This is a genomic window from Blautia sp. An46 (assembly GCF_002161645.1).
Taxonomy (GTDB): Bacteria; Bacillota; Clostridia; order Lachnospirales; family Lachnospiraceae; genus Blautia; species Blautia ornithocaccae.
On sequence record NZ_NFIF01000001.1, the window covers coordinates 12,398 to 31,638 of the forward strand.

At 40.6% G+C, this 19,241-nt stretch carries 12 protein-coding genes; 11 read left to right on the forward strand and 1 reads right to left on the reverse strand.

The genetic code is table 11. The annotated features are described in order from the left end of the window. Positions 1–52 precede the first annotated feature (52 nt). The 5 genes from B5G00_RS00060 to B5G00_RS00080 are packed head-to-tail and all read left to right on the forward strand — an operon-like array spanning position 53 to position 9,312. Positions 53–868 (forward strand): ABC transporter permease, encoded by an 816-nt coding sequence (locus B5G00_RS00060; RefSeq protein ID WP_087266703.1) that lies wholly within the window; start codon positions 53–55, stop codon positions 866–868. A gap of 11 nt (positions 869–879) precedes the next feature. Continuing rightward, positions 880–2,154: an ABC transporter ATP-binding protein gene (locus B5G00_RS00065; protein WP_087266705.1), complete on the forward strand. Its 1,275-nt coding sequence runs from the start codon at positions 880–882 to the stop codon at positions 2,152–2,154. 17 nt (positions 2,155–2,171) lie between these two features. Next, positions 2,172–4,403: a class I SAM-dependent methyltransferase gene (locus tag B5G00_RS00070; protein ID WP_087266708.1), complete on the forward strand. Its 2,232-nt coding sequence runs from the start codon at positions 2,172–2,174 to the stop codon at positions 4,401–4,403. Positions 4,404–4,406: 3 nt separating this feature from the next. Next, positions 4,407–6,893 carry a glycosyltransferase family 2 protein gene (locus B5G00_RS00075; RefSeq protein ID WP_087266711.1) on the forward strand — a complete coding sequence of 829 codons (2,487 nt, stop codon included), beginning with the start codon at positions 4,407–4,409 and terminating at the stop codon, positions 6,891–6,893. Positions 6,894–6,909: 16 nt separating this feature from the next. Continuing rightward, complete coding sequence (locus B5G00_RS00080; RefSeq protein ID WP_087266714.1) at positions 6,910–9,312, forward strand: glycosyltransferase family 2 protein; 2,403 nt, start codon at positions 6,910–6,912, stop codon at positions 9,310–9,312. A 48-nt stretch (positions 9,313–9,360) separates the two neighbouring features. On the opposite strand, the gene B5G00_RS00085 is transcribed toward B5G00_RS00080, so the two are convergent. After that, positions 9,361–10,581: a D-alanyl-D-alanine carboxypeptidase family protein gene (locus tag B5G00_RS00085; protein WP_242971236.1), complete on the reverse strand. Its 1,221-nt coding sequence runs from the start codon at positions 10,579–10,581 to the stop codon at positions 9,361–9,363. 150 nt (positions 10,582–10,731) lie between these two features. Between B5G00_RS00085 and B5G00_RS00090 the strand changes: the two genes are divergently transcribed. The 6 genes from B5G00_RS00090 to B5G00_RS00115 all read left to right on the forward strand — a co-directional run bounded on the left by B5G00_RS00090 (position 10,732) and on the right by B5G00_RS00115 (position 19,233). Beyond that, a complete protein-coding gene (locus B5G00_RS00090; protein WP_087266719.1) occupies positions 10,732–12,558 on the forward strand; it encodes a glycosyltransferase family 2 protein in 1,827 nt (608 codons plus the stop codon). Between the two features lie 11 nt (positions 12,559–12,569). After that, the gene (locus B5G00_RS00095; protein WP_087266722.1) at positions 12,570–13,526 is read left to right on the forward strand and encodes a glycosyltransferase family 2 protein; all 957 of its coding nucleotides are present in this window, start codon (positions 12,570–12,572) and stop codon (positions 13,524–13,526) included. A 21-nt stretch (positions 13,527–13,547) separates the two neighbouring features. Beyond that, positions 13,548–15,416, forward strand: a complete 1,869-nt coding sequence (locus B5G00_RS00100; RefSeq protein ID WP_087266725.1) for a polysaccharide biosynthesis protein — start codon at positions 13,548–13,550, stop codon at positions 15,414–15,416. 104 nt (positions 15,417–15,520) lie between these two features. Then, positions 15,521–16,918, forward strand: coding sequence for an undecaprenyl-phosphate glucose phosphotransferase (locus B5G00_RS00105; protein ID WP_087266728.1), 1,398 nt, complete (start codon positions 15,521–15,523; stop codon positions 16,916–16,918). Positions 16,919–16,936: 18 nt separating this feature from the next. Continuing rightward, entirely contained in the window at positions 16,937–18,217 is a 1,281-nt protein-coding gene (locus B5G00_RS00110; RefSeq protein ID WP_087266731.1) for an LCP family protein, read from the forward strand. Positions 18,218–18,315: 98 nt separating this feature from the next. Continuing rightward, positions 18,316–19,233: a glycosyltransferase family 2 protein gene (locus B5G00_RS00115; RefSeq protein WP_087267616.1), complete on the forward strand. Its 918-nt coding sequence runs from the start codon at positions 18,316–18,318 to the stop codon at positions 19,231–19,233. Positions 19,234–19,241: the final 8 nt, after the last annotated feature.

Below are 19,241 nucleotides of genomic sequence, written 5' to 3' on the forward strand. Positions count from 1 at the left end.
TAAACTAAACTAATACTATTATGGAATAAAATAAAAGGCAGGGTTAGAATAAATGACAAAACTAAAAAAGGTGTTTGAACTTCCGGTAGAACTTTACCATAACAGGCAGTTGATATTTAGCTTGGCAAAAAATGACTTTAAAACAAAGTATGCCGGTTCTTATCTGGGAATTGTTTGGGCCTTCGTTCAGCCAATTGTTACGATTTTAGTTTACTGGTTTGTATTTAGTGTAGGTTTAAGGGCCGGAAATGCAGATGACTACCCCTTTGTGCTGTATCTGGTATCGGGAATTGTGCCATGGTTTTTCTTTCAGGATGCATTAAATGGAGGTACAAATGCCCTTTTAGAGTATAATTATCTGGTGAAAAAGGTAGTATTTAAGATCAGTATACTGCCAATGGTAAAAGTGATCTCTGCAATGTTTGTACATTGCTTTTTTGTGGCATTTGCACTGCTTCTGTGCTCTTTTTACGGGTATATCCCCACAGTGCATACGATACAGCTGATATATTATTCATTCTGTACATTTGTTTTTGCTCTGGCTCTGGACTATATTACCAGTGCCGTTGTGATTTTTTTCAGAGACTTAACCCAGATTATCAGTATCATTCTTCAGGTGGGAATCTGGATGACGCCTATTATGTGGGATTTAAATATGCTGAACGGGTACCCTATGTTGATGAAACTGTTTAAATTTAATCCGATATATTATATTGTATCTGGATACAGAGATTCTATGTTGGGAAGGACCTGGCTTACTGCCCATTGGAAATGGGGAATTTATTTCTGGTGCCTGACGATCATTCTTTTTATATTAGGCACAGTGATTTTTAAAAGACTTAAACCACATTTTGCAGATGTACTTTAAGGAGATAAGATATGTCAGAAGTTGCAATAGCAGTGAATCATTTAAACAAAATATATCGATTATATGATAAACCTATAGACCGGTTAAAAGAATCACTTGGTTTGTCCAGAAAAAAAAGATATAAAGAGCATTATGCTCTTCGAGATGTTTCTTTTACTGTGAGCAGAGGAGAAACCGTAGGGATTATCGGAACAAATGGCTCCGGAAAATCTACTATATTGAAGATTATCACCGGAGTATTGAATCCCAGTGGAGGAGAAGTGCAGGTGAATGGAAGGATTTCAGCTCTGTTAGAGTTAGGGGCTGGCTTCAACATGGAATATTCGGGTATAGAAAATATTTATCTGAATGGAACCATGATAGGCTTTTCCAGGGAAGAAATAGACAGGAAAATGAATGATATCCTGAAATTTGCAGATATTGGAGACTTTGTATACCAGCCCGTGAAAACTTATTCCAGCGGTATGTTTGTGCGTCTTGCTTTTGCTGTGGCAATAAACATAGAACCGGAAATCCTGATCGTGGACGAGGCACTGTCGGTTGGGGATGTCTTTTTTCAGGCTAAATGCTATAGGAAATTTGAAGACTTTAAAAAGCAGGGAAAGACGATTCTTTTTGTCAGCCATGACCTGGGGAGTATCAGTAAATACTGTGATAGAGTTGTTCTGCTGAACCAAGGGGAAAAGATGGCAGAGGGAAATCCTAAGGAAATGGTAGACCTCTATAAGCGGCTGCTTGTAGGGCAGGCAGAAGAACATGAGGAAGAAATTTCTGAGAAAGAAGAATTTAGAGAAGAATTATCAGAAAATGAGAAATGGAGAAAAACCTATCCTTTGAATCCAGAGAAGCTGGAATATGGAGGAGGAGAAGCAAAAATTGTAGATTTCACTATTTTGGATGACAGAGGGATGCCTACCAATACAATTACAAAAAGTTCTTCTTTTACCATAAAAATGAAAGTGAAATTTTTCAGCCAGGTGACAGAGCCAATTTTGGCATATACATTTAAGAATATTCAGGGAACAGAGATAACAGGAACAAATACTATGTATGAAAAAGCAGATATCCCCCCACAGGATCAAGGCAATCAGTTAGTAGTCTCCTTTAGTCAGGAGATGAATCTCCAGGGTGGGGAATATTTGCTGTCATTGGGGTGTACCGGATATCAAAATGGTGAATTCTGCGTGTTCCACAGACTTTATGATATCTGCAATATAACAGTGATATCCAGTAAAAATACGGTAGGCTTTTATGATATGAATTCTAAAGTAGAAGTAGAATATTAATGTAAGGGGAACAGAATATGAAGGAGAAGATTGGCAAGGTAGCATTGGACTACCGCTTTTATCCTGGGGTGGACTTGTACAGTGACGGACAGGTAGAAGATGAATTATTGGAAGTATCGAAGAACTATTCCAGAAAAGAATTTAATAAAATTATAGACTCCAGAGAAAAATGGCCGCTGCTTTACCACTTTTCTCATATAAGAGAAAATATTATTAGCTGGCTGCCTATTAACAAAGAACATAAGGTACTGGAGATCGGTTCTGGATGTGGAGCAGTGACTGGAGCTTTGGCAAAAAAGGCAGGAAAAGTGACCTGTGTAGATCTTTCCAAAAAGAGAAGCCTGGTAAATGCATACAGGCACAAAGATTATGATAATATTGAAATTTTAGTGGGAAATTTCCAAGATATAGAAAAAAGCCTGGAAGAAACTTATGACTATATTACGCTTATAGGAGTTTTTGAGTATTCAGAAGGTTATATCGGCACCAATAATCCTTATGTAGATATGCTGAAAATCATTTCCTCTCATTTAAGTGATAATGGAAAGATAGTTATTGCTATTGAAAATAAACTGGGATTAAAATATTGGGCGGGCTGTACAGAAGACCATACAGGGCTTTACTTTGAAGGAATGGAAGGATATCCCAGAACAAAAGGTGTGCGCACTTTTACAAGAAGGGAATTGGAACAGATTTTTCTGGAAGCTGGGATAGAAAACAGTGAATTCTATTATCCCTATCCAGATTATAAATTTCCTATGTCTATTTTTTCTGACAGATGGATGCCTGCAGAGGGAGATCTGAAAGAGATTAATTATAATTATGACAGAGAGAGGATCCGACTCTTTAATGAGACAAATGTTTATAATACAATTATACAGGAAGGATTATTCTCTCTGTACTCTAATTCTTATTTGACCATATTGCAAAAAGAAAAGAAACAGGCGGATAGCTCCTGTATTTATGTGAAATATTCCAACGAAAGAGCAGAAGATTTTTCCATACGCACGGAAATATATGAGAAAAGAGATGGAAAGAGGAAAGTCTATAAGCTGGCAGAGAGTCCTGAGGGACAAGAACATCTGAAAAATATAGAAGAATCATCTAAGAGACTAGAAAAGGTGTATGCAGACTCACCTGTTGAACTGAATCGGTGTATTCCAGTACAAAATGGTATAGAACTGGAATATGTAACGGGAAAGACCTTAGAAAATGTTTTGGACGAGATGCTTCAGAAAAATCAAGAAAGTATGTTCATGGAAACTATTACAAAGTACTTGGATACTTTACAGCACACCGGGAAGATACCATATTCTAAGACAGAAGCATTTACAAAGGTTTTTGGCGAAGTAGAAATTCCAGAAGGACAGCTCTGTCCGGAATATACAAATCTGGACCCTGTATGCGGAAATATCCTCTGGTCAGAAAAAAAATGGATCATGCTGGACTATGAATGGAGTTTTTCTTTTCCGATTCCCATCAAGTATCAAATATACAGAGTGATCAAATATTATTTATATACCAGCACAGCCAGAGAAAAAGCTCAAAAGCTGGACCTTTTTGTTTTATATGGTATTGGAACAAAGGAACAGAAGACATATGAGACCATGGAGGAAAACTTCCAGAAATATATTTTGGGGGACCATATTCCAATTCGGCATATGTATGAAAAAATATCACCAGGTACTTTACTGGATATCCAGGGAACCGATTTTTTGGGAAAACTTCATAACAGTAAAACATCCAGGATTTATTTTGACCTGGGAGAAGATTTTCATGAAGAGTTTTCTTTTAGCATACATCGTCAGGGGGGACTTTTGAGAAAAAGGATTCCCATGCCGGATGGAGTAAAAAGAATCCGTCTGGACCCCTGCGAACAAGCCTGTGCAGTTAAAGTGATAAAAATGGCCCTAGAGATGAAAGACGGCACTATAAAGGAAATAAGGTGTGAATCTAACGGAACTGCCGGAAGAAATGGATTTTACGGATTTCAGACAATGGATCCGTATTTTGTATCAGCAGTGCTTCCGGAAGGAGGGGGGGCTGTTTCTGTAGAGATGGAAATCTACCCCTGCCAGGAAGTAGTTGGAAATTTTGTGGAAGAATCTTTTCAGCTGGTAAGAGAACGGGATAGACTGAAAGATGATGTGAGAAAGCTGCAGTATCAACTTGAAAAGGCTTCACAGAAAATCCAACAGATGGAAAATACAAAAGTATGGAAGTTATATAAAACGATTAAAAAGGATTAAAAAATGAGTGATTTACTGAAAAACATTGATAAAGCACAGATAGAGATGGGAAAAGAAAAAGAATATAAAATAGAAGGCTGGTGTGTCTTTAAAGACAGAAGACCATATTCCATTCAGGTGCGTGGGGATAAGAATACTGAGATACCCTGCAGACTGGAAAAAGTCTGCAGAGAAGATGTGGGTAAGGCTTTGAGAGATCCTTCAGTATCAGATGTTTCAGGATTTGCTGTATACATTTCAAATCTGGAAGAAATTATAAAACAATATAAAGAAATTGGGCTTTTTGCAGCTTTTTCCCAGGGGGAAGAGGAAATTTATTCAGTGGAAGTCCAGAAGATAAAAAAGGAGTATGGAAATACAATTTTTTATAATCTGGATGAAATTCTTGTGCAGAAAAAGAAAGGGAGCATAAGAGGATGGGCCTTTGATCCGGAAAGAGGAGAAACTATTTGGGTGGAAAAAGAAAACCATGAGAAACTGGATTGTGAAATTCGGAGAATGGTGCGTCCTGATGTGAACCAGAAATTTCAGTTGGAAAATCGGGATTATGAGTCGGGCTTTCTGATTACTATAGACCGGGAAAAAAATCAGGAGCGTCGTATTCTTATATGTATAGATAATAAATATGTGAAAAAGCGAATACCGGTGGATCTGAAAAAAGCAGAATTTGACAGTTCCAGACAAGGGCGGCTTTTAAATGCCCTGGGAAGAGAGAAGTTTGGGCAGAACAGGGAATACATTAAAAAATATGGCTGGAAAGCTTTCTATAATTATCTGGAAGTACAAATGAATCCTCAGTACGGGGATTATAATTTGTGGTTTAAACAGCACAGCGCAACAAAACCTGTACTTAAACGCCAGAGAAAACATCAGTTTTCCTACAGGCCTAAGATTAGTGTGGTTATCCCTTTATATAATACGCCTTTAAAATATTTGAGAGAGATCATGGAATCTTTGCTGGATCAGTCATACGAAAATTTGGAAATCTGTCTTGCAGACGGAAGCTCTGAAGAAAATGTGGGGAAATATATTACAAAGAAATACGGAAAAGAGCCCAGAGTTATCTATAAAAAATTGAAAAGAAATAAGGGAATCTCTGAAAATACAAATGCTGCTATTGATATGGCCAGCGGGGAATTTATCATGTTATCTGATCATGATGATGTGGTAACAAAAGATGCCTTGTTTGAAATAGTAAAAGCTATCAATAAAAACAAAGATGCGGATATTATTTATACTGATGAAGATAAGGTTACAATGGATGGCAAGGACTATTTTGATCCCAGCTTTAAACCGGATTATAATATTGACTTTTTAAGAAGCAGTAATTATATCTGTCATATTTTTGTTGTGAAAAGAGAACTTTTAGCGGCTGCTGGAAGATTTGACCCGAAATATGACGGTGCTCAGGATTTCGACCTGATTTTAAGATGCTGTGAAAAAGCAAAGAAAATTGTCCACATCCCTAAAATCTTGTATCATTGGCGTTCCCATCCTAACTCTACTGCAGGAAAGCCAGAGAGTAAGATGTATGCATTTGAGGCTGGAAGAAAAGCTTTGGAGGCACATTATCAGAGACTTGGAATACAGGCTAAAGTGGAACTTACCCCGTTGTTTGGCAGGTACAGGACAATCTATACTGTAACGGGGCGCCCTAAAGTCTCTATCATCATTCCTAATAAAGATCATGTGGAAGACTTAGACAAATGCCTAAAATCTATCTGGGAAAAAACCACTTATGATAACTATGAAATCATTGTTGTAGAAAATAACAGCGAGGAAAAGGAGACTTTTGCCTATTATGAGATGCTGCATAATCTGAAAGAAAATATCAAGGTTATTACCTGGAAAAAAGAATTTAATTATGCCGCAATTAATAACTATGCAGTGTCGTATTCCCAAGGTGAATATCTTTTATTTTTAAACAACGACGTGGAGATCATAACTGAAGGCTGGATAGAGGAAATGCTGGGATATTGCCAAAGAGAGGATGTAGGTATCGTAGGAGCAAAGTTATTTTACCCAGATGACACAGTCCAGCATGCTGGAGTGATCATTGGACTTGGCGGTGTAGCAGGACATATTTTCTGCGGCGCAGGGCGGGAAGAATATGGTTATTGTGCGAAATTGGTTAGCGCTCAGGATTACAGTGCAGTGACTGCAGCTTGTATGATGACGAAAAAAGCATTGTTTCAGAAGGTCAAAGGCTTTGATGAAAAATTCCAGGTGGCTTTCAATGATATAGACTATTGCATGAAGGTGCGGAAAGAAGAAAAATTGGTAGTATTTACTCCTTATGCCCAACTATATCATTATGAATCAAAGTCCAGAGGTAAAGAAGAGACTGCGGCACAGATGGAGCGCTTTGCTGGAGAAGTACACAGATTTGAAAAGAAATGGCCGGAAATCCTGAAAAAAGGAGATCCTTATTACAATAAAAATCTGACACTGAAAAAAGGAGACTGTTCTTTGCGGACAGCTGATGAGTAAACGATAAGGAGATTTTATGGAAAGGGAAATGATAGAGGTAGTCAGAGACAGATTTAGCCTGGCAGATAAAAATAAATATTTTATTCAGGGATATCTTCCAAAGGAATGCAGACTGGAAGTGTACCTGGATCAAAAAAGGCAGGATAATTTTGTCTTAACAAAAGAAAAAAATTTATCTACAGTTGAAATTGAACTTCCGGAAAATCTAGGAGCATATAAAAAAATATTGGTGTTTATTTGCAAGGATGGGAAAAGATACCGTTGGTTTTCAGGAAAAGCTGCGGATATTCAGCGAAAAAAAAATATGCCCCAATATTATATTGACTATTTGGATATAGATTTTCAAAAAAAGATATGTGTAGTCAGCGGCTGGGCCGTTTATCATTCTCCTTTGAATATTTACGTTACAGACAGCAGAGGAAATAAACTGGAATGCAAAATAGAGCAGGTGAACCGCCGGGATGTGCAGGAACAGTTCCATGAATGGGACGTGGGAAAATTTACTGGATTTTTAGCAGAAATCCCTTTTGAACAGGAAAAAAGCATCAGAATAGTATTTGAGGGTGGAAAGTGCCGTACAATCCGGAACATAAGCCTGCAAAAGTCTAAGATTGCAGGCGGACAAGTCAGGGGATATTATAATAAGGGACTGCAGTATATTCGTACCTATGGGATAGCGGGATTTATGAAAAAGCTTGTAAAGAAAATAGAAGCTCAGAAGAACCGCCCCTATTCTTATGAGAAGTGGCTTGCTCAAAACCAACTCAGCGAAGCCGAACTGGATGCGCAGAGGAGAAAAAGATTCTCCTATGCTCCTTTGATCAGTATTGTTATCCCGTTGTACAATACGCCTATCTCATACTTAGATGAGCTTTTGGCATCTATTATAGGACAGACATATGGAAATTTCCAGCTGTGTCTGGCAGACGGCAGCGATAATGAAAAGATAGAAGAATTTATAAAAAAATCATATGGGAAAGAGTCCAGGATTCGATACAAGAGACTGGAAAAAAATGATGGGATTTCAGAAAATACGAACCGTGCTATTGAGATGGCATCAGGAGATTTCATCATGTTTTCAGATCATGATGATACACTGGCGCCCAATGCACTGTTTGAGATAGTAAACACAATAAATGAAAACCCCGGCACTGATGTGGTGTATACAGATGAGGATAAAGTTACCATGGATGGAGGACATTATTATGAACCCCATTTCAAACCGGATTTTAATCTGGATATGCTGCGTTCTAATAATTATATTTGTCACATTTTTACAGTAAAGAGAGAAATAGTGAATAAGGCTGGCATGCTCCGAAAAGAATACGATGGGGCTCAGGATTATGATTTTATACTTCGCTGCTGTGAGCAGGCGAAAAATATCCAGCACGTTCCTAAAATACTCTATCATTGGAGAAATCATCCTGCATCTACAGCAGGAAATCCGGAAAGTAAAATGTATGCTTTTGAGGCGGGAAGGAAGGCGCTGGAGGCTCATTACGAAAGAATGGGGATTCAGGCAGAGGTAGAAATGACGCCTTTGCTTGGACGGTATAGAACAAGGTATGCTATATCAGGTCACCCTGTTGTTTCCATTATTATTCCCAACAAAGACCACATAGAGGATCTTGATAAGTGCTTAAAATCTATTTATGAGAAAACAACATATGACAATTATGAGATTATTCTAGTAGAGAACAACAGCGAGAAAAAAGAGACTTTTGCATACTATGAAAAAGTGAAAGAACGGTATGGAAATATACAGGTACTTACTTGGAAAAGAGAATTTAATTATGCAGCTATTAATAATTTTGCTGTAACTTATGCTAAAGGGGAATATCTATTATTTTTAAATAACGATGTGGAACTCATATCTGAAAAATGGATAGAAGAAATGCTAGGTATCTGTCAGAGGGAAGACGTAGGCGCGGTAGGAGCAAAATTGTATTATCCTGATGACACTGTTCAGCATGCAGGCGTTGTTATTGGCCTGGGAGGAGTAGCCGGACACATTTTCTGTGGGTTTGCCAGAGAGGAATACGGATACTTTGCCAGATTAGTCAGCGTTCAGGATTACAGTGCAGTGACAGCTGCCTGCATGATGACAAAGAGAAAACTGTTTCAAAATTTGGAAGGATTTGATGAAGGTTTCCAGGTGGCATTTAATGATGTAGATTACTGTATGAAGGTAAGACAAGCCGAAAAGCTGGTAGTCTTTACACCCTATGCAGAGCTCTATCATTATGAATCAAAGTCTAGAGGAAGGGAAGAAACCGAAGCTCAGAAAAAACGATTCGCAGGAGAAGTACAGAGATTTGAGGAAAAGTGGCCGGACATCCTGGAAAAAGGAGATCCTTTTTACAATAAAAATCTGACTTTAAAAAGAGGCGATTGTTCTCTGCGTAAAAGAAATGAATAAGATACAAAACAGGACCATTCCATCAAAAAAAGAATGGTCCTGTTTTTTTCAGCGCCGGGCAGATTTCTTTTTGCGATTTTCCTTAATTGCTACCATGATAAGTACTATCTCCACAATACTGTTAAGTGCTAAGATTACACCCATGCCAGGCAGAACATAATCCCATCCACGGATTTGATAGAAGGAGGAGGACGGGATATCTGCTTCCTGCTCAAAACTTACCGGAAGGCTGATCTGAGCACTGTACAGATCTACCCCCTGATAGGAATAAGTACGTGTTCTTGTATCTCCACTGTCGCTGTCTTTGACAGTGAGTACATTGCTCTCCACCCCTTTAGGCAGGACCACATATCCTGCAGGTTCCTCGCTGTTCAGCCAGTAAACTGGAGAAAGGTGGAAATTTTCAAATCCATAGTCGAAAAGACTGACCGTATCTATAAAACGGTTTTCACCATCGGAACGGAGAACTACACATACAAGAGTCATGCCGTCACGGGCGGCGGCGGTGACCAGAGTATTTTTGGCTGCCTCTGTATGACCTGTTTTGCCCGCTATGACACCGTCGTAATGATATTCGCTATCGTTGATAAGGGCATTTGAATTTTCAAGATTCCTGGGAGATGAAGTCATGTTGGTGGTAGGAATCGTGTAAGTGGCGGAGCCAGAGATACGGCAGAAATCTTCGTTTTGGATTGCTGCAGCCAGGATCAAGGCTAAGTCATGGGCAGTAGTATAGTGATTGGGGTCAGGCAGGCCATTGGCATTTACAAAGTGGGTATTCTGACAGCCCAGCTGAGAAGCTCGCTGGTTCATCATGCTTACAAAATTTTCAACAGATCCGGCCACATAAACGGCCATTTGGGTGCAAACCTCGTTAGCAGAGGCCAGCATAATGGCGTAGAGACATTGCTCTACGGTAAGCTGTTCTCCGACCTGGGCGTTTATCGTAGAGTTTCCGGGCTCCAGATCAGGAGTGATCACATCAGTAAAGGTTACGGTCTGGCTAAGGTCTTCTATATTTTCAAGGATCAGCAGAGTCGTCATGATCTTGGTGGTACTGGCAGGATAACGGATTTCGTCCATTCCCTTATCAAATAGAACCTGTCCTGTAGAGGCTTCCATCAGAACACCGGTTTCTTCGGCGATTTCAGGGGCTTGGGGCCAGCTTGCGGGAAATTCTGCTGCTTCCACCGGAGAATAGAAGCTCAGCATAAGGATAAAAGCCGACAGAACACAGCAAAGAGGCTTCAGCAATATATTTTTCTTCACAAAAGTTCCTCCTTTATATAAAATGAAATATGAAAAGGCGGCCCGGTCAGGGCAGTTCCCGCTCATTATAGCACAATAAAGGTTTTCTTTAAACAGAAAATGTGTTAGAATAAGCAGATGAATGAGAACAGGAAAGGCAGGTGAAGGGTAATGCCTACTGGAAAATTAGAATGGGGGAGAATTTTAGGGAGGCTTTCGCCATATACCATTCAGAAGGGGTTTCGTTATCTGAAACATTTTGGTTTTAAAGAATTCTGGATAAGGCTTCATGAACGTTTTGAGCCTGAGGAGATACCCTATGGTCCCTGGTATGAGGAATACAGACCGGACCCGGAAGAACTGGAAAAACAGAGAAAAAGAAAATGGAAAAATCCGCCTAAGATCAGTATAGCTGTACCGGCTTACCAGACTCCGGAAAAGTTTCTGCGTCAGATGATGGACTCAGTATTGGAACAGACCTATGAAAATTGGGAACTTTGTATTGTAAATGCCAGTCCCAAGGATGCCTCAATGGAATATATTTTAAGGGAATATTCCAGGAAAGATGAAAGAATCCGGTGGAAAAAACTGGAGGAGAATAAGGGGATTGCAGAAAATACCAATGAAGCTCTGGCAATGACTACAGGGGACTATGTAGGACTGCTGGATCATGATGACCTGCTGGCACCCAACGCTTTGTATGAAGTTGCCAGCGCTCTGGAGAGAGAGCCGGATACAGAGGTTATCTATACAGATGAGGATAAGGTAAGAGGAGAGGAACTGGAGCATTTTCAGCCCCACCTGAAGCCGGATTTCAGCCCTGATCTGTTAAGATCCAATAATTATATTTGTCATTTTTTTGTCGTAAAAAAGAGTATTCTGGAGAAAACAGGAGGATTCCGCCGAGACTACGACGGTGCTCAGGATTACGACTTTATTTTCCGCTGTACAGAGAAAGCAGAGAAAATCTGCCATATACCGGAAATCCTTTATCACTGGAGGACTCATGAGTCCTCCACTGCGGATAATCCGGAGAGTAAGCTATATGCTTTTGAGGCTGGAAAAAGGGCAATAGAAGACAATTTAAAAAGAAGCGGCCTTACAGGAACTGTGACACAGACAAAGGACTATGGATTTTACAGAGTGAAGTATCCGGTTATCGGCACTCCCATTGTCTCCATTATCATTCCCAATAAAGATGCCAGAGAGGATCTGGAAAAGTGTATAACTTCTATATTAGGAAGGAGCATATACAGTAATTACGAAATTCTCATTGTGGAGAATAACAGTACCTCTCAGGAAATTTTTGATTATTACAGACAGCTGTCTGAGAATCCCAAAATACGGCTTCTCAGATGGAAGAAAGAATTTAATTATTCTGCTATCAATAATTATGCGGCTTCGAAGGCAAAAGGGGAATATCTTCTTTTCCTTAATAATGACACAGAGGTGATTACTTCCGACTGGATAGAGGAAATGCTGGGATTCTGCCAGAGAGAAGACACCGGAGTTGTAGGTGCAAAGCTGTATTATGGAAATAACACTATTCAGCATGCCGGAACAGTAATAGGCATTGGAGGAATTGCCGGCCATATGTTTGTGGATATGCCAAGAGAGAGGTCTGGCTATATGCATAAAGCCTCCATCATACAAGACCTCAGTGCAGTGACGGCAGCCTGTATGATGATGAAAAGACAGGTGTTTGAAGCAGTTCAGGGATTTGAGGAAACTCTGAGTGTGGCTTTTAATGATGTAGACCTTTGTCTGCGGGTAAGGGAACTGGGATATCTGGTAGTATATGACCCCTATGTAGAATTATATCATTACGAATCAAAAAGCCGGGGGGCAGAAGACAATAAAGAGAAAATACGCAGATTTCAGACAGAAATAGAATTTATGCGCTGCAGATGGGAGAAACTTTTAAAGGAGGGAGATCCTTATTACAATAAAAATCTTTCTCTTGCCAAGTGGAATTACTCTCTGCGCCCAAAAGACTGAAAGGTAGGAACATGTGTAAGGTTTCGGTGATAATCCCTAATTATAATGGGAAAAGATATTTAAAAGACTGCCTGGAAGCTATGAAAGTACAGAGCTTCCGGGATTTTGAGGTACTGCTGATAGACAACGGTTCCCAGGATGGAAGCCAGGAGTATGTGGAGAAAGCATATCCTTGGGTGAGACTGATAGCCTTGAAGGAAAATACAGGATTTTGTGGAGCAGTGAACGAGGGGATCAGAAATTCCTCCAGTCCCTATGTGATACTCCTCAATAATGACACCATTGCAGATAAAGACTTTGTAGGGGAACTGATCCGGGCAATCGAAGAAAAACCCAGAGCTTTTTCCTGCCAGGGAAAACTGCTCCAGATGAAGAATAAGGATAAGATTGATGATGCGGGAAACTATTACTGCGCCCTGGGCTGGGCTTTTGCAGATGGAAAAGGTAAGCAGGAAAAAGCCTATGAGAGGGAAAAGAAAATTTTTGCATCCTGTGCAGGGGCGGCTGTCTACCGCCGGGAACTTTTAGATAAGACTGGGCTGTTTGACGAAGAGCATTTTGCCTATCTGGAAGATATGGATATAGGATACAGAGGAAAACTCCTGGGCTATGAAAACTGGTTCTGTCCCAAAGCAAAAGTCCTTCATGTAGGAAGCGGAACCACTGGATCCAGATATAATCTGTTTAAGGTCAGGTACTCTTCCAGAAACAATGTGTATCTTATTTATAAAAATATGCCCCTTCTCCAGATCATCTGGAATTCTCCGCTGCTCCTTCTGGGCTTTGCTGTTAAAACTGCTTTTTTTACCGTAAAGGGCTTTGGGAGAGAGTATGTGGCGGGGCTGAAAAACGGGGTCACGATTTCTTTAAAAAACAGAAGAAAAAAATTCCGGGCGGATTCGCCTTTGCAGTATCTGAAAATACAGATGGAGCTATACAGAAATCTGGGAAAATTTCTTATGAAGTAAGTACAAAGGAAGGAATTTACTATGAAATGGAAAAAGGGTCAAATTATGTCAAGCAAGGTTTTTCTCCTTATGCTTTTGGACATTCTTACTATACAGATTGCTTCTTTTCTGGGGCTTTTTATCCGGTATGAGTTCAGCTTCAACAGTATTCCGGTTTCGGATATGGAGCAGGTTCTGCGTTATACAGTGCCAAATACAATGATAACCCTGATTGTGTTTGCTGTCGCAAAAATGTACAGGAGTGTGTGGCGACACGCCAGCTCCAGTGAGCTGGTCAATATTATCTTGGGTAATGCAGCAGCATCTGCAATACAGGTAACCTGCGCATGTCTGCTGAAACTGACACTGCCCAGATCCTCCTACCTGATCTACTATTTTGCTATGGTCATGGGTACCAGCTGTGTGCGTTTTTCTTATGTTATTTTAAATATCCTTAGCGAAAAGATGACGGACATTACCGGGGGCGGAAAGAAAAGAGTCAATGTTATGCTTATCGGTGCAGGAGCTGCAGGAAGTTCAATTTTAAAGGAAACAGAGGAAAGCAGATATCTGAACCTGAAAGTAAAATGTATCATTGACGATAATCCGGCAAAACAGGGAAAATATCTCAGAGGAGTTCCTATCGTAGGTACCAGAGAGGATATTCCCGATAAAGTTGAGGAATATAATATTCAGGAGATTATTGTGGCCATTCCTTCTCTCGGGAATGTGAAGATGAAAGAGATACTGGATATCTGTAAAGAGACCAGGTGTAAGACAAGGATTATTCCAGGCATTTATCAATTCATCAATGGAGATGTAAGCGTATCTAAGCTGAGGGAAGTCCAGATCGAGGATCTTCTTGGAAGGGAACCCATTCAGGTAAATCTGGATGAGATCATGGGATATGTACAGAATAAAACCGTAATGGTAACTGGAGGAGGCGGCTCTATCGGCAGCGAGCTGTGCAGACAGATTGCAGCTCATAATCCAAAACAGCTGATCATCCTGGACATCTATGAAAATAATGCCTATGAGATTCAGCAGGAATTAAAAAGAAAATTTCCTGAGCTAAATCTGGAGGTGCTGATCGGTTCTGTGAGAAACACCCACAGAATGAATAACATTTTTGATAAATACCGGCCAAACATTGTCTATCATGCGGCAGCCCATAAACATGTTCCCCTTATGGAAGACAGCCCCAATGAAGCAATCAAAAACAATGTGTTCGGAACCTTTAAGACAGCAGAGGCGGCAGACAGATACGGGGCAGAGAAATTTGTGTTGATTTCTACAGACAAGGCTGTGAACCCCACAAACATCATGGGTGCTTCTAAGCGGATGTGTGAGATGATCGTTCAGATGTTTGCGAGACATTCAAAAACCAATTTTGTGGCGGTACGCTTTGGAAATGTGCTGGGAAGCAACGGCAGTGTAATTCCTCTGTTTAAAAAACAGATAGCAGCAGGAGGGCCGGTAACGGTTACTCATCCGGATATCATCCGGTATTTCATGACCATTCCGGAAGCTGTTTCCCTGGTGCTGCAGGCAGGTGCTTATGCCAAGGGAGGAGAAATCTTTGTTCTGGATATGGGAAAACCGGTAAAAATTTTGGATCTGGCCACAAATCTGATCAAACTTTCCGGCTATAAGGTAGGGGAAGATATTAAAATTGAATTTACAGGTCTCCGTCCGGGAGAAAAGCTGTATGAAGAACTGCTTATGAGCGAAGAGGGTCTCCAGGATACAGACAACAAGCTCATTCATATCGGAAAGCCCATTGAATTTGATGAGGAAGAGTTTAAGAAACAGCTGGCAATTCTGGATAAGCTTAGCAGGGAGGACAGCCCCCGGATTAAGGAAGCTGTACAGAAGGTTGTCCCGACCTACGTGATCACCACAAATAAATAACAAATGTGTGGATTTAATCAATTATTGCGTTCTTAGTAGAAGTGTGATATATTATTAAGAAAATATTACATGTGTTACATGATTAAGTAGAGGGTGATAATACCTTGATAAAAGAAAATCAAAAGCATTTTAACCGCCTCCACGTGGTGCTGGATGCTTTTGTTATTGTAGCAGCCTACTTTATTGCCTGGGTGATTAAATTTTTGTTTATGGACCAGGAAGTAGGAGGGCTTCCCTTCAGGACTTATGCTGTGGCTATACTGCCTATCGTGCCGGTATATCTGCTCTTATACTATATATTCAACTTGTATACTCCTAAGAGGGTCCAGGGCAGAAGACTGGAAATGTGGAATATTGTCAAAGCCAATACTGTTGGGATCGCCCTGATCCTTGGAGTGCTGTATCTTATTAAGATGATGCACTTTTCCAGAGAACTCCTGGCAATTTTCTACTGTGTGAATATCCTGATGGAGACAGGACTCAGAAATCTGATCCGGTACTTTCTGATGAGTATGCGGAAGAAAGGCTATAATCTTAAGCATATCCTTCTCGTTGGATACAGCCATGCGGCAGAAGAATATATAGACAGGATCATTGCAAATCCACAGTGGGGATATAAGATACGAGGAATCCTGGACGACCATATTGAAGCGGGAACAGAGTATAAAGGAGTAAAGGTGCTGGGAAGGATTGCAAATCTGACGGTAATCCTGCCTCAGAGCCGCCTGGATGAGATTGCAATTACTCTGGGACTGAATGAATACAGCCGTCTGGAAGAAATCGTAGCTTTGTGTGAAAAGTCAGGAGTGCATACAAAGTTTATTCCTGATTATAATAGAGTTATACCGACTAAGCCATATACAGAGGATATATTGGGACTTCCGGTGATCAATATAAGACATGTACCGCTGACAAATACTTATTATGCGTTTTTAAAACGGGTCATGGACATTGTAGGCGCTCTGGTTGCTATTGTGATTTTTTCACCGGTGATGCTTTTTTCTGCAATTATGATCAAGCTTACGTCTCCGGGACCTCTGATTTTTAAGCAAGAGAGAGTAGGACTTCATAATCAGCCATTTATGATGTACAAGTTTCGTTCTATGGAAGTTCAGGCACCGGAGAAGGAAAAAACCCGATGGACAGTAAAGAATGACCCCAGGGTAACCGGATTCGGTAAATTTATGAGGAAGACCAGCATTGATGAGCTGCCTCAGTTTTTTAATGTATTAAAAGGGGAGATGAGTCTGGTAGGCCCCAGACCGGAAAGGCCTTTTTTTGTCGAAAAATTCAAAGAAGAGATTCCCAGATATATGATCAAACATCAGGTACGTCCGGGAATTACTGGCTGGGCTCAGGTAAACGGATACAGAGGAAATACTTCTATCCGAAAAAGAATAGAATATGATCTTTACTATATTGAAAACTGGACACTGGGACTGGATGTAAAGATTTTATTTTTGACCTTTTTTAAAGGATTTGTAAATAAAAATGCGTATTAGTGATAAAGGGGAACGAAGATGTCTAAGATGAAAAAAAAGAAGAGACACATAGGTAGAAAAATCCTTTTCGGAGTTGAGATTCTTGTACTGATCCTGCTGGTTGGAGTTCTATTTTTATATACTCAGATTAATAAAAGAATGGACAGCCTGAACTTTACTCAGGCGGCAGATGAACAGGAAGTGCAGATTAATGAGTCTGTAGCGGGAAGCGAAGTGCTCAGCGGCTATACGAACATTGCCCTGTTTGGAGTGGATAAGCGTGCAGAGGACGAGGGAGCCTATGGAAACAGTGATACGGCCATCATAGCCAGCATCAATAATGATACCAAGGAAGTGCGCCTGGTATCTCTGTACAGGGACACCTATATGCGGGTAGATGAGGATGAATACGGTAATGGTATTTATAATAAATGCAATTCTGCCTATCTCCGGGGTGGCCCCATGCAGGCGGTGAATATGATGAATACTAACATGGATCTGGACATTGAGAACTATGTAGCTGTGGATTTCAGCGCTATGGCTACAGTGGTAGACTGCCTGGGCGGATTGGATATTCCAATGTCCTATGAAGAAATTGAACATATGAACAATCACTGTGTAGAAACTTCCCAACAGACAGGGATGGATTATACCCCAATTGAAAAACCGGATCCTGCACCGGAGGACCAGTCACAGATTTTGGGAACCTATCATCTCAATGGAGTTCAGGTTACAGCCTACTGCCGTATCCGTCAGACTGCTTCGGGAGACCAGGGCAGGACAGAAAGGCAGCGCCTGGTACTGGACCTTCTGGCAGAAAAGGCGAAATCAGCCGGTCTGACTACCCTGAATGACATTGTGGATCAGGTATTTCCCCTTATACAGACAAATTTCTCCAAGTCACAGCTGATCCGTCTGGGAACCAGTATCCTGACTTATAGTATGGGAGAAAATACCGGATTTCCTGTAGATTATGTAATGGGAGGAGACCTTACAGTGCCAGTTACAGGACTGGACTGCATTATTCCTACTACTTTGGAAACAAATGTAAAATATCTCCATGAATTTCTGTTTTCCGATGAGGATTATCAGCCCTCTGAGACAGTAACTATCCGCAGTGATTTTGTGGTAGACCGCACCGGATTCGGGGAGAGTTATGTTGCAGATGAGAGAAAGTATCTCTTGGATGATGGAGAATCCTCTGAAGACAGCAGCGACAGCTCAGAAGATACCGGCAGTTATGAGGATTCCTCTGCAGAAAGCTACAGCTATAATACAGAGGATGACAGCAGTTATGATATTGAAGAAGAATACTATTAAGGAATAAGTTTTTGGGAGAGAAAAGGGAGGTGCTGGAAGGCCCTTCCTTTTCTTTCGTATACAAAAAGCTACTGAAATCTACAAAGAGGAGAAAAGATATGAGCGTTACAGTAATTATCCCTACCTATAAACCGGGAGATAAATTTCTCAGACTTATGGAAGGTCTGAAGAAGCAGACGCTCCCCCCGGATAAAATCCTTATTATGAATACAGAGAAGAAATTCTGGAAAGATTCTGTGCTCCGAGGAATGGAGCAGGCAGAAGTCATCCATATTTCTAAAGAAGAATTTGATCATGGTAGAACCAGAGCCCAGGCGGCGGAAATGGCAGACAGTGAATTTCTGATATATTTTACGCAAGATGCGGTACCGGCAGATACATGTACCATAGAGAATCTTCTCAAACCTTTCAGAGACCCTGAGGTGGGGGCGGTCTATGGCAGACAGCTTCCGGATAAGGACTGCAGGCTTATTGAGCGATATACCCGTTCTTTTAATTATCCTGAGAAAAGCAGGAGAAAGACCAGAAAAGACATTCCCATACTGGGAATTAAAACTTTTTTCTGTTCTAATGTGTGCGCTGCATATCGTAAAGAGGCTTATGAAAAAATGGGTGGTTTTACATTTCCCACGATTTTTAACGAGGATATGATCATGGCCGGAAATCTGATAAAGGCAGGATATGCTGTGTTCTATGCCGCAGATGCCCAGGTGATCCACTCACACAATTATACCTGGCTACAGCAGTTTAAGCGGAACTTTGACCTTGCAGTATCCCAGGCAGATCATCCGGAGATATTCAAGGATGTTCCTTCGGAGGGGGAGGGAATCCGCCTGGTAAAAAGTACCTGCCGCTATCTTATAAAGAAAGGCAGACCCTGGCTCTTCCCTCAGCTGGTCTTCAGCAGTGCCTTTAAATTTCTGGGATACAGAATGGGAAAAAACTATCGAAAATTACCCAGGCGACTGGTGATGAAGTTTACCATGAGCCCGGATTACTGGGAAAAAAAGAATTAAATTTCACT